Source organism: Candidatus Planktophila sp., assembly GCF_036734405.1.
Classification (GTDB): Bacteria; Actinomycetota; Actinomycetes; order Nanopelagicales; family Nanopelagicaceae; genus Planktophila.
In genome coordinates this window covers 125141-137353 of record NZ_DAIMYR010000003.1, presented here as the reverse complement: position 1 = coordinate 137353, position 12213 = coordinate 125141, and the positions used below count along the sequence as shown (strand labels likewise).

Annotated in this window: 13 protein-coding genes and 1 riboswitch; of the genes, 3 read left to right on the top strand and 10 right to left on the bottom strand. The window is 47.9% G+C overall.

Features of this window, described 5'->3' with window-relative positions; all coding sequences use genetic code 11:
• Window positions 1–52: 52 nt before the first annotated feature.
• The 3 genes from metX to AC9UC2_RS04715 all read right to left on the bottom strand — a co-directional run bounded on the left by metX (window position 53) and on the right by AC9UC2_RS04715 (window position 2569).
• Window positions 53–1168: a homoserine O-acetyltransferase MetX gene (gene metX / locus AC9UC2_RS04725; RefSeq protein ID WP_509525829.1), complete on the bottom strand. Its 1116-nt coding sequence runs from the start codon at window positions 1166–1168 to the stop codon at window positions 53–55.
• Window positions 1142–1267, bottom strand: a riboswitch (SAM riboswitch). Its footprint overlaps the gene before it by 27 nt.
• Window positions 1268–1283: 16 nt before the next feature.
• The gene (locus AC9UC2_RS04720; RefSeq protein WP_509525827.1) at window positions 1284–1832 is read right to left on the bottom strand and encodes a DUF4192 family protein; all 549 of its coding nucleotides are present in this window, start codon (window positions 1830–1832) and stop codon (window positions 1284–1286) included.
• Entirely contained in the window at window positions 1832–2569 is a 738-nt protein-coding gene (locus tag AC9UC2_RS04715) for a PKD domain-containing protein (RefSeq protein ID WP_509525825.1), read from the bottom strand. The genes AC9UC2_RS04720 and AC9UC2_RS04715 overlap by 1 nt, the downstream gene beginning before the upstream one ends.
• A gap of 79 nt (window positions 2570–2648) precedes the next feature.
• Between AC9UC2_RS04715 and AC9UC2_RS04710 the strand changes: the two genes are divergently transcribed.
• Window positions 2649–3116 (top strand): NUDIX hydrolase, encoded by a 468-nt coding sequence (locus AC9UC2_RS04710; RefSeq protein ID WP_509525822.1) that lies wholly within the window; start codon window positions 2649–2651, stop codon window positions 3114–3116.
• Here AC9UC2_RS04710 and AC9UC2_RS04705 read toward each other — a convergent pair.
• Genes AC9UC2_RS04705 through AC9UC2_RS04695 form a run of 3 tightly spaced genes read right to left on the bottom strand, consistent with a single transcriptional unit; the run spans window position 3078 to window position 5535 of the window.
• A complete protein-coding gene (locus AC9UC2_RS04705; protein WP_509525820.1) occupies window positions 3078–3668 on the bottom strand; it encodes an ABC transporter ATP-binding protein in 591 nt (196 codons plus the stop codon). The two genes, AC9UC2_RS04710 and AC9UC2_RS04705, sit on opposite strands and share 39 nt — an antisense overlap.
• Window positions 3665–4636, bottom strand: coding sequence for a FecCD family ABC transporter permease (locus AC9UC2_RS04700; RefSeq protein ID WP_509525818.1), 972 nt, complete (start codon window positions 4634–4636; stop codon window positions 3665–3667). Before AC9UC2_RS04700 ends, AC9UC2_RS04705 begins: the two co-directional genes overlap by 4 nt.
• Window positions 4633–5535 (bottom strand): heme/hemin ABC transporter substrate-binding protein, encoded by a 903-nt coding sequence (locus tag AC9UC2_RS04695; protein ID WP_509525816.1) that lies wholly within the window; start codon window positions 5533–5535, stop codon window positions 4633–4635. The genes AC9UC2_RS04700 and AC9UC2_RS04695 overlap by 4 nt, the downstream gene beginning before the upstream one ends.
• Before the next feature lie 84 nt (window positions 5536–5619).
• Between AC9UC2_RS04695 and AC9UC2_RS04690 the strand changes: the two genes are divergently transcribed.
• Both AC9UC2_RS04690 and AC9UC2_RS04685 read left to right on the top strand, forming a co-directional pair.
• Complete coding sequence (locus AC9UC2_RS04690; protein WP_509525814.1) at window positions 5620–6093, top strand: hypothetical protein; 474 nt, start codon at window positions 5620–5622, stop codon at window positions 6091–6093.
• Window positions 6094–6101: 8 nt separating this feature from the next.
• Complete coding sequence (locus AC9UC2_RS04685; protein ID WP_509525812.1) at window positions 6102–7058, top strand: hypothetical protein; 957 nt, start codon at window positions 6102–6104, stop codon at window positions 7056–7058.
• On the opposite strand, the gene AC9UC2_RS04680 is transcribed toward AC9UC2_RS04685, so the two are convergent.
• The 4 genes from AC9UC2_RS04680 to prpC are packed head-to-tail and all read right to left on the bottom strand — an operon-like array spanning window position 7059 to window position 12212.
• Window positions 7059–7637 (bottom strand): TetR/AcrR family transcriptional regulator, encoded by a 579-nt coding sequence (locus AC9UC2_RS04680; RefSeq protein WP_509525809.1) that lies wholly within the window; start codon window positions 7635–7637, stop codon window positions 7059–7061. It lies immediately after the preceding gene.
• A gap of 4 nt (window positions 7638–7641) precedes the next feature.
• The gene (locus AC9UC2_RS04675; protein WP_509525806.1) at window positions 7642–9639 is read right to left on the bottom strand and encodes an ATP-dependent DNA helicase; all 1998 of its coding nucleotides are present in this window, start codon (window positions 9637–9639) and stop codon (window positions 7642–7644) included.
• Complete coding sequence (locus tag AC9UC2_RS04670; RefSeq protein ID WP_509525804.1) at window positions 9639–11078, bottom strand: bifunctional 2-methylcitrate dehydratase/aconitate hydratase; 1440 nt, start codon at window positions 11076–11078, stop codon at window positions 9639–9641. The genes AC9UC2_RS04675 and AC9UC2_RS04670 overlap by 1 nt, the downstream gene beginning before the upstream one ends.
• A 3-nt stretch (window positions 11079–11081) precedes the next feature.
• Window positions 11082–12212 carry a bifunctional 2-methylcitrate synthase/citrate synthase gene (gene prpC / locus AC9UC2_RS04665; RefSeq protein WP_509525802.1) on the bottom strand — a complete coding sequence of 377 codons (1131 nt, stop codon included), beginning with the start codon at window positions 12210–12212 and terminating at the stop codon, window positions 11082–11084.
• Window position 12213 lies beyond the last annotated feature (1 nt).

Here is a 12213-nt window from a genome sequence, read left to right as displayed (position 1 = left end):
GCGATGGCTATATTATAATTTGTCCACAGGGGTAAATGCACATCCAAACCCACTATTTGGCCAGATTTAAAGCCTCTCGGATCACATTTCCCACACTTTCGACCTCCACTAGGAAGCCGTCATGGCCAAATGGGCTTGAAATGGTCACCAACGGGGCTGCAGCGGGGGCTAATTCAGCGATCTCAGCTTGTAAGCGCACTGGAAACAATCGGTCGGTATCAATCGATACTGCGACCACTGGAACCTTGATTGTGGCCAAAGCAGCAGCCACTCCTCCGCGCTCTCGCCCAATATCGTGGCTGTTCATCGCCTCTGTCAGCGCGATATAGGTGTTTGCATCAAAGCGCTGTGCAAGTTTGCTGGCTTGATGGTCCAGGTATGACTCAACGGCATAACGTCCGGTGTCATCGCCCTGCATCTGGCGGCCAAATCGAATATCCATTTCAGCTTCAGTTCGATATGTCAGATGCGCAATCCGGCGGGCAATTCCCATTCCTTCATCAGGGCCTTGCTCTTGCTCGTAATAGTCGCCCTTATTGAAATTGGGATCGGATTTAATTGCACGAATTTGAATTGATGCCGTTCCAATTTGATCACCAGTTGCAACTGCCGATGATCCAATGGTGCAGATTGCGCCAACTCGATCTGGCAACTGCACCGCCCATTCCAAGGCACGCATTCCGCCAAGAGATGGACCAACAGCAAGTTTGTACTTTTGAATTCCCAGCGCATCGGTAAATGCAACTTCGGCGTTAACCATGTCTCTGATCGTTACCGTTGGAAAACGCGAACCCCAACGTTTTCCATCAGGTGCAATTGATGATGGCCCAGTTGATCCCTGACAACCACCAATGACATTAGGACAGACAACAAAATATTTGTTGGTATCAAAGGGCATTCCTGGTCCGACCATAGATGGCCACCACCCGGGAACATCAGACCAACCAGTCATCGCATGATTAACTAAAATCGCATTATCTTTTGCGGCGTTTAATTGACCCCATGTTTGATAAGCAATGGTGACATTAGGCAAAGTTTCGCCATTTTCAAGAAGTAAAGAACCAATTGAAACAAATTGACGCTCACCGGGATCATCTGTTTCGAGCCATGCACCTGTTGAAACCATTGCAATAAACATCCTTAGCCACACTTGTCGCACTTTTTGCATTAGCTGCAATTAGTCCGACCTGTTCGTCACCCGGAGCACCCCGCCGCGGTGGAGGGTTGCCGCCTACTAAGCCGGGGCTAATACATAGGACTCGTGAACGGTGTAATTCTAGCGACTAGGCCTGAAAAATCCCAGCGGTTACTTTGGGGTGAAGTTCCATTCTCATTGCGGCAAAAGCCGCGGCCGGCCAGCCTGAACCAAAGACTCGGCGCAACAAAATAGTCAACGCATACTTTGGATCATCGGCAGTTGCTCGATCTAATGCGCGATAAGCCAGCTCGCTATCTGCGCGCTCGTAAGCCAGAGTCGCAAACAAGCAAGCAACAGGGGCAACAAAACCCACAGGGGCAACGCGGAGCAAGTACAGCCACATATTCCAATAGGTATCAAAGGTTTGCGCATTGTGTGTCCCTAGTGCGAAATCCCGAACTTGAATATCAGAAAGCCTGCCGACTACTTGTGAAATTAATTCGACATCGCAGTTATAACCACGATCAGCAAACTGCATCGATAAATCAATCACCGCGGTAGCGCCATCTCGCTGCAGGAGATTGAGATCTGCCATATCTGGCGTTAGCGCAAAGGTGTTGACGCTTTCTATAAATTCGCCATCAGTTGACAATGGCAACGCAATTACACTTACATAGATGTTTTCGGTAGTCATTATTTTCCTTTGCTGGTTGTGAAGTGGGTTGGCCCTTGAACAACTGTTATTGCGGCAACTGAGATCTTCTTTACTGTTCCTGTAACTGCCCGTACCTGTGCGTTATGTGTATAACTACCATTCCAAGTGGTCAAAAGAGTTACGACATAACTTCCGGATCTTGCGTATGAATGCCGGATAGTTCCATTGGGATACGGGGCTCCGTTTTCCGTGGTTGTGTAGACAGCACCATCGCCAAAGCTCCAGGTAAATGAGGGGCGCAACGTGACATCAACAATTTCGCCGATGATGTCGACTCGGCTTTGAAAAATACTTGGCAAGTCGCACCAGAAATAAACATCAGTTTTTACGAGTGGCTCAAATTCGGGTTGATAGGCCACACCTGCAGTTGGAACCAGCTTTGTTAATCGATCGCTCAGATTTACCGTTGTTGTACTTTTTTTCACACGTGGCTTATAGGTGCGCTTTACGTAAGGCTTGGTAACAACAACTTTGGCTGGCACAGGTGGAAAAAACAAAGGTCGCACAGTTGGTTTGGGGGTTGGCTTTACTGTGGATTTTTTGGGAGCTTGGGCAATAGCTTTCTTAGTAGTTGTGTTACCCCTTTTGGCTTCAATAATGATTTGGTTGTTCTCGGTGTACACACTGATACAGGCTTTTTCGGCGCAACCATCAGCCTGTGCTGGGGTCATCAAAGCGGTAAAAACTAGTGAGGCAATCAAAATCAAAGTAACCATGTGCGGCACCATAAATTGAGCAGCAGAGCAACAGCGAAGTCACTCGGCTAACTGTGGATAGTTGTGACAGGCTACGAACATGACCGCGCGCGATGGTGATGGATGGGTCAATTGCGCCTGCGGAAATAAGCATTGGGGTCTTAATGGCGCTGCCGGAATTTTGATTGTGCGCGGAAGTCAGATTTTGTTGCAGCACCGCGCGCCGTGGGTGCACAACGGTGATACCTGGGGCATCCCAGGTGGGGCGCGAGATTCGCATGAGAGCACAATTGAAGGTGCTTTTCGGGAAGCGGTTGAAGAAACCGGAATCGATACTTCGCTGTTAACTGCCTTGCACACATATACCGACGATCACGGCGATTGGAAATACGAAACAGTTATTGCCCAAGCCACAGCTGAACTAGTTGCTCATGAAGTAAATGATGAGTCCCACGAAGTTCGCTGGGTAGAAATTATGAATGTTCACGAATTGCCGCTGCATCCAAGCTTTGCAAAGTCGTGGCCCGAACTAATGGAACTGCTTAATAACCTTATCGGCCCAACTTAATTCGGTTTCGTTGCTATGGGCAACAACCACAATTGTCTTTCCTTGTTCGGCTAATTCCTTCAGCAGCGCAATGATTCGGCCGCGACTTTGAACATCTTGTGCCGCTAGTGGTTCATCGAGCAAAAGCACTGGGGTGTTTTGGGCAATAGCTTGTGCGATTGCTACGCGTTGGGCTTCGCCACCTGAAAGTGTGGTTACTAATCGATCAGCAATTTCAGTAAGGGCTAAGGCCTTCATTACTTCGGGGGCATCACCAGCCATTTCAATCACTTGGCGAACCGTAAAACCCAAAGTAAAGCTTTGGTTTTGAATCACCATGGAACGCATCCCTGCCAAGGCATTGGCTGAAGTCAAAATTGGATGGTGTTCATCAATCGTGATTGTGCCCTTGTCAGGTGCAATATCCCCCGCGATTGCCGCCAACAAAGTTGATTTACCGCAGCCATTGGGGCCAACAATCACAGTAATTGATCCAGCCGGAATCTGTTCGGAATAATCATAAATTATTTCGCGGCCATCAATGGCAATGGTGATCTCATCGATGGTAATCATTGAGTTCTCCAAACATTATTCTTAAAGGCAACTAGCGCGATAAGTACTGGCGCACCTAAGAGCGCGGTCGCAAGACCGATCGGCAGCTCGTTGGGTTGGGCGATAGTTCGAGAGACAGTGTCTGCCACAACAACAATCAACGCACCAATAACTGCGCTGTGTGCCACCAAATTGCGGTGTGATGGGCCATAGATAAAGCGCGCAATATGTGGCGCCGCTAAACCAATAAAGGCGATTGAACCGACGGTGCTTACTGCGCCCCCTGCCAATATTGATAGCCCAATTAATGCAATCAACCGGATTCGCGAAACATTGACCCCTAAGTGAAATGCGGTTGCATCTCCTAGGGAAAGTCGATCAAGTGCTGGGGCGATCTTCCATGCGATGGCAATGCCGATCAGCGTTGTGATTGCAACACCAATCAAATTATCGGGGGTGATCAACGCCAAGGAACCAAAGCTCCAGAAAGAAATGGACCGTGCATCGGCGCGCGAAACCAGAGCAGATGCGATTCCAACAAAAGAGGTAAAGATTGCAGATACCGCGATTCCAACAATGATTAAACCAAAGGATGAAAGCGACCCACGAATTGCGGCCAATTTAAAGGTCAACGAAGTTGTCAGAAGCGCACCGATTGTTCCGCAAATGATTGCACCGATTGTTCCGACTTGAACAAGGCCTGCACTAATTGCAATGACTGCGCCAAATGCTGCACCTGCGGCCGTTCCCAGAATCGCTGGCTCTGCCACCGCGTTGTTGCACGCGCCTTGGGCTAATAAGCCAGCTACGGCAAGTGCTGCACCAACAATTACCGCCGCGGTTACGCGCGGAAACCTGATCTGCCACAGAATTTCGTTTGCACCTGGATTAAACAACGCCGACCAAAAGTTTTCGATCTGGGTTGCACCTAGATACAAAGAACCCACAAATGCGCCCACTAGCAGAACTGCTGGCAGCCACTTTTTCATGGCGCAACCTTATTCATAGCTTTAGCAAGGGCATCAACTAATGACGGCGTTCTTGGACCAAAGGACAAGAGCAAAGAATCATCAACATCGATCACCGCTGAATTTTTACCGGCACGCGTTTGGGCAACACCTGGAAGTTTGAGCAAGCCATCTATTCCACCAACTGATTCCAAACCTTTGCTCATCACCAGAATTACATCTGGGTTTAACGCAGCCAGGCTTTCAGCCGTTAAGGTATTAAAAGGCCGATCCAGAGTTTGTGCGCCAACATCGATTGCACCGATTGCAGTCAGCAATGAATCAGCACCAGATCCTGCGCCACCAATTAGGTACACCGATGACGTTCCCCGCAAATACAAAAATGCCACCCGCGGTGAATTCTTTACCTTTGATGTGTTGAGGGATTGGTTCATTTGCTTGATTAATTCTTCAGCTTGAACTTGTGCACCAATTGCGCGGCCTACTGCGCGTACCTTGACCGGTAAATCCTTAAGGTTCCAACTTTCTGGAGTCTGCACAACTGTTATTCCAGCTGCCTTAATTGTTTCAATTGCAGATTTAGGTCCAGTCGATGCATCGATCAACACAAGATCAGGTTTCTGAGCAATCACTTTTTCTGGCAAAACCTGATGACCAGAAGTAACAATTGGGATATCAGCTAGTGAATCTTCGGTGCTGGAAATATCTCGACCGACGATTATCGATTGCGCATTTAGTGATTGAATAATTTCTGCGACACCATTTGCTAAAACAACGACCCGGGAAACCGTTAATGATGCATCCGTTGTAAGTGAAATCGATCTCACATCATCCTGAGAAATTGTGTAAGTACTGGCAACCGGGCTTTGGGCACAGCCAGAAAGCAGCAGCGCAAGGGCGATAATCACCACTTTTCTCATGGGGGCAGTCTGCCAAAACTTTCTCCGACAGATATCTGTGTCTTGTCGGATAAGGCTTTTATGTGGCTAATTTAGAGTTTGGCCATGAAGAAATTATTGGCACTAGTTGTGGCAATCACTGTTTCTTCCATGCCGCTTTCATCAGCAGCAAGCATCAAGGGCACACAGGGACAAACTTTGTCGGTTTCAAAAACCACCGTAAAAGCCGGCTCGGTCGTAACGGTTAAAGGAAATTTCTTTGATGAAACTGTGGGCATCTATTTAGCATTTTGTGTCATCCCCGCAAAAGGTAAAGCTCCAACTCCATGTGGCGGCGGAATCAACAAGGCAGGTCTGAGTGAGGCCTCTTTTTGGATTTCCTCTAATCCCCCACCGTATGCAATTGGCTTAACCGAAGAGTTTTTGCCAGGTGGCAGATTTACTCAAAAAGTAAAGATTTCCAAGAGAATAGGGAAGTTTGATTGCACCAAAGTTAAGTGCGCCATAACAGTGCGCGCCGATCACTTGCGCAGCAATGATCGAAGTTCAGATCTGTTTATCCCCATCACCATCAAATAAGGAGAAAAATGAAGAAGCTCGTTCTTGTTGCACTAATTGTTTCGCTCATGTCACCAGTATCAGCCCAAGCTGCTGAAACTAAGTTTAGTAGCGGACCATTGACTAACCTTGATAATCAAGGCGCAACAGTTAACATCACGCTTTCAAATGTTCCTGCAAAGGGTGGTTTGTATATCCAGCAATGTGTTGAAGCAGCTGCTGGTTCACGTTCTGCGTTGTGCAACAAGGCAATTGAATTGTGGATTTCCACCGCCCGCGGTGCTTCATTTCTGCCCACCGCAGCGATTACTTTTAAGCCAACCGGAAGCTTTTTGGTCGGAACAACCACAGTAGATTGCACAGTTTCTAAGTGCGGAATCTTTATGCGTTTTGACCACACCGTGCCGGCTGATCTTTCTGAAGACCAATTCTTTCCGATGACTTTCAAGGCAGCAGTGGCTGGATCAACTACGTTGGCCGCAGATGAAGTAACTGCCACTATCAATGGTGTTGCCGTTACTACCCGCACACCTGCAACCCTTGGCTACCGACAGGTTTCAACAGTGGCTGCAGTTTCTAAAGCGGGTGCAACTTTGACTTACCGTTCACTTGCACCAGCGTGCGCGTTAAATGGTCAGCAGATAACTCCGTTGGCTGGATCAGGAGAATGTGCAATTTCAGTAACCAGCGCTGGCAATGCCACGGCAGCCCCCGTCACTGTTATCTTGCCGATTCGCTTAACGCTAGGCACACAAACACTAGGCAGTTTCACCCTTGCTGAAACGCTTAAAGCTTTCAGCAAAACAACTCTGCCCAACGCAACGAACTTTGGAGAAAGAGTTAAGTACAAAGCGGTTGGCTCATGTTCAGTTGTTCGCTCGGTTTTAACAATGCGCCGTGGAAAATGTGAAATAACTGCCACAGCTGCAGGCAGAAAAGCGCTGTACGAGGGTTTTACTGCTAAGTTACTTACAGCTGCAAAGTAATTATTTGCTGATCAGGCCATTGATGCAGAAGTTAGTTGCATAAGCAATCTCTTCTTCTGCGTCATGGCCTGCTTCAATTCTTTTTGTTGATGCATCGGTGATTGCCTGAATAAAAGATAAAGCGCGTTGAGAATCTTTAACGCCTAAATCTGTAACCGCTTTAACTAGTGGTGCCATCAAAGCTCGGTGAGCCATACCGATTTGTTGTGCGCGAGATTGTGGCATTGCCGTTGCATTGAGCGCTTTAGCCAATAAGTGACGACCATCAGCGATGTAGGTAAGTGCTCCCTTTACCCAACAACTAACGATGCACTGAGCATCTGTGCAATCAGCAACAGCAGTGTTAAGGGTTTCTGCAAAACTGTGTAGTTCATCAATTACTAGATCTGCAACAAGTTCAGATCCGCTTCCAAAGTATTCATACACCGATGTTCGAGACAAGCCTGCACGCTGTGCCACCGCGGCAACAGTGATTGCTGCGCCACCTGATTCCATGGCAATACTTGCAGCAGCATCGATTAGCTGATTACGACGCCAATCACGATGCTCGGCAAGGGTTTCAGTTTCAATGCGAGGCATAAAATTATTCTTTCATGCTTTCACGAAGTCGTCTCAGTGAATCTATGACCACTGCCTTTTCTGAGGTTCGCCAGAGAGGTGGCATAGAGTTAAGGAGAACACTTCCGTATCGTTTGGTGACAATTCGTGAATCCAGGATCGCAACTACTCCCCGGTCATCAACGGATCGAATCAAACGACCGGTGCCCTGAGCCAGTAAAAGTGCGGCTCTAGGTAAGGAAACCTGCATAAATCCGCTACCACCTGCCGCATCTGCTTGGGATGCACGTGCACTCATGACCGGTTCATCGGGGCGTGGAAACGGTATGCGATCGATAGCAACCAAGATGCAGCTGTTTCCGGGAACATCAACACCTTGCCACAGCGACATAGTTCCAAGAAGAACCGAAGTTTCATCTTGGGCAAACCGAGCAACAAGTGGGCCCACCGCATCGCCACGTTTTTGCGTAATGATCTTGATAGGTAGCTCTGCCAATACTTTACGTAAATGTAAATCTGCCGCTTCTACTCCGCGCCATGAAGAAAACAACGCAAGAGTTCGGCCACCCGCAGCATCAATTAGTTCGCCCAGTTCGGTTAAGACATCCAGACTTGGTCCATCTCGACCTGGCTCTGGTAAATGCTTAGGCATATACAAAACACCCTGGTTAGCAAAATCAAAAGGAGATCCAACATCTAGCATTTGAACATTTGCTGGATCCACTTCTCCATCCTTCAAGTCCGCATTCATTTCTTCATTAACCAAAAAGCCAATACTCTTAGCCATCGAATCAAAGCCTTTACCAATAGTTAAGGTCGCAGAAGTTGCAATAACTGGTGTTTGGGTCAAAAGATTTTCGCGCAGAACTTCTGACACTGACAAAGGTGCTAAATAAAGAGTGGAAAAAGTTGGTTCATACCACAGCACTAAACCATCGCCCATTTTCAGCAAGGTGCTGGCAGTAGTTGCAATCTCATTGACCGCGCCCTTAACACGAGCGCGCTCTGCCAAGGCATCAGTATCGATAATTTCATCATCGGCAGATAGATACTGCACGATTGCTTTTGATGCTTCCATGACTTTCCGAATGGAAAATTCAAGGGATTGCGGAATCTCTTCTAACCGGCCTTGCGCAGTGGGATCCCCTTTCACATCTTCGCCGTAATCGACCATAGATTCGTGGAAATCATTAGCTGATTTGTGGAATGCATCTGAAAGCTTGCCAGGCATGAACTTTCGGGCCATTGCCGCAGCGCGCAGAACTCGGTTAGAAGTAAGTTCATCAGTAACCGCTTGCGTTGCGCGATCCATAAATTCGTGAGCCTCATCCAAAATCACGCAATCGCGTTCAGGCAAGATGGGGTGCGAATCCACAATTTCGATGGCAAGTAAGGTGTGGTTAGTAACGACAATATCGGCGGTCTGCGCTTTGGCTTTCGCGTTCGCGGCAAAACATTGTGAACCAAAAGCACACACATCAGCGCCTACGCACTCGCGACCAGATGTGCTGTTTGCTGCCCACACACGTCGGTCTACTTCGGGTGCGTCATCGCGATCTCCGGTGACACCAGGGGTTTTTGCCCAGGCAATTAACCGCTTGGCATCTTTTTCAAGTGAGGAAACATCCATCACTAGTTCGGTATCTGGATCAATATCTTCGCTGTTCATCTTTTGCAGGCAGACATAGTTGCCGACGCCTTTATAGATTGCGTAAGAAATTTTGCGGCCTAACTCTTTTTCTAACGCTGGGACAACTGCCGGTAAATCGCGATCGACTAATTGGCGTTGCAAGGCAAGGGTTGCAGTTGCGACTAGGACTTTGCGCCCATGCACGATTCCGGGAATCAAATAAGCAAGGGACTTACCGGTACCAGTACCTGCTTGAACCATTAAGTGGTGACGATCAGTTAGCGCGTTAGCTACCGCTTCAGCCATTTCAATCTGACCTTCGCGGGGTGAACCACCAATTGCTTCTACGGCAACATCTAGCGCACGACGCACCTGTGCCGACATGTCGCTCATTAAAGAGCCATCAAATCCATAAACTCATTTACTGGAGTTGCTGCCAGCTTGTTGTAATCAAGACACAAGTCAATGATCTTATTTTGCTTGTCTGCATCATATATACGAGCAAGATTAGTCTTGTACTTTTCAATAAGCAGCGGAATGCCTTCGGTGCGACGACGAGCATGGCCAATTGGGTATTCAACGGCAACCTCGTTAAACACGGTGCCATCGGTAAATTCGACAGTTATTGCGTTGGCAATAGAGCGTTTTTCAGGGTTGTGATAATCGGCGGTGTAGGCAGGATCTTCTACGCACACAATCTTTTCGCGCAAGGCATCAATACGTGGATCAGCTGCGATGTCTTCTTCATAATCACGCGCAGTTAGTCGGCCAAAGATAAACGGAACGGCAACCATGTACTGAATACAGTGATCGCGATCTGCTGGGTTATTAAGCGGTCCCTTTTTATCAATAATTCGAATACATGCTTCGTGGGTGCGAATCGTGACCTTGGCAATGTCGTCAGAAGTTTTACCAGCTGCCTGCATCTGGTGGTAAATCGTCATCGCCGCTTCTACGCCAGTTTGTGAATGAAATTCTGCTGGAAATGAAATCTTGAACAAAATGTTTTCCATGACATAGGAACCATAAGCACGCTGGAACTTAAATGGTTGTCCCTTGAAAGAAACATCATAAAAACCCCACGTCTTTGCAGTCAGTGCAGATGGGTAACCCATTTCGCCGGTCTTTGCGATCAATGCAAGTCGTACTGCGCGAGATGTGGCATCGCCTGCCGCCCACGACTTTCGTGACCCTGCATTTGGAAAGTGACGATATGTGCGAAGTGATTGCCCATCAACCCAAGCCAAGGAGACTGCAGCCAGTGCTTGATCACGGGTTAGGCCCATCATCTGTGCAACAACTGCTGTTGATGCAACCTTGACCAAAATAACGTGGTCTAGGCCGACTTTGTTAAATGAGTTTTCAAGTGCGATGCATCCCTGGATTTCATGTGCCTTGATCATTGCCGTTAACACATCTTTTACGGTGAACTTTTTGTCGGTTGTACGTGACAACCAATCGGCAGTTGCAAGGATTGCACCTAAGTTATCTGATGGGTGTCCCCATTCAGCCGCCAACCAGGTGTCATTAAAATCTAACCAACGAATCATTGCGCCGATATTGAATGCACCTTGCACTGGATCTAGAACATGCTTGGTGCCCGGAACTTTTACGCCATGTGCCACAGTTAAACCTGGAACAACTGGCCCTAAAAGCTTGGTGCAGGCTTCGTATTCGAGCGCTTCAAGACCACAGCCAAGTGTGTCCATAAAGCAGTTCCATGCAGTTTCATAGGCAATCGGCGATGTGATTTCGTAGTTCAGCGCATAATCGACGATGTCGATAATCACTTGATCGTACGGCTGATTACCTTGACTTACATGGCTAGACACTAATTAGCGCTTTTCGATTGGAACAAAAGCTAAATCTTCTGGGCCAACGTAGGTGGCTGTTGGACGAATGATTTTTCCGTCATTGCGTTGTTCGATAACGTGAGCAGTCCAGCCAGAAATACGTGCCATCACGAACAATGGCGTGAAGTAGTTAACCGGAATCTTCATTGCATCGTAGGCAACGGCAGAGAACCAGTCCACGTTAGGGAACATCTTCTTTACTTCCATCATCACAGATTCGATACGATCTGCAATCTCGTACAAGTTCTCTTTGCCAGCAGCGATTGCAAGTTCCTTTGTCAGGACCTTAACGATCTCGTTACGTGGATCTGACACTGTGTACACAGGGTGACCGAAACCAATAACAACTTCCTTGGCATCTACACGCTTGCGAATGTCAGCTTCGGCTTGATCAGCTGATGAGTAACGAAGTTGAATTTCTAGCGCAACTTCATTTGCGCCGCCATGCTTTGGACCGCTGAGCGCACCAATTGAGCCGGTAACACATGAGTAAATGTCCGCACCAGTTCCTGCAATAACTCGTCCAGTAAATGTCGAAGCGTTGAATTCGTGTTCGGCATATAGAACTAGCGATGCGTGCATCGCCTTTTCCCACAGCGCACTTGGCTTCTCGCCATGTAGCAAATGCAAGAAGTGCGCACCGATTGAATCATCATCGGTTTCTACTTCAATACGCTTTGCGCTATTTGCAAAGTGGTGCCAGTAACCTAGAAGTGAACCAGTCTTTGCCAGCATCGAATCCGCGATATCGCGAGCTTCTTCGGGTGTGTGCTTAGCTGACTCAGGTGTGATCGCACCAATTGCAGAAAAACCTGTACGCAAAACATCCATCGCATGGGCAGATGCTGGAAGTTGTTCTAGAACAGTCTTGACCTGAGGTGACAGCCCGCGTAGACCCTTGAGCTTTGCTTTGTATGTGTCTAATTGTGCTTGTGTAGGTAGCGCACCATGGACCAATAGGTATGCGACTTCTTCAAACTGGCAATTAGCAGCCAAATCTTTGATTGAGTATCCGCGGTAGTGAAGATCTGCTCCACCTACTGCGCTGAGCGCTGTGTTTCCCGCTGGTACTCCAGAGAGTGCAACTGACTTCTTTACTTTGATTTCTGTCATG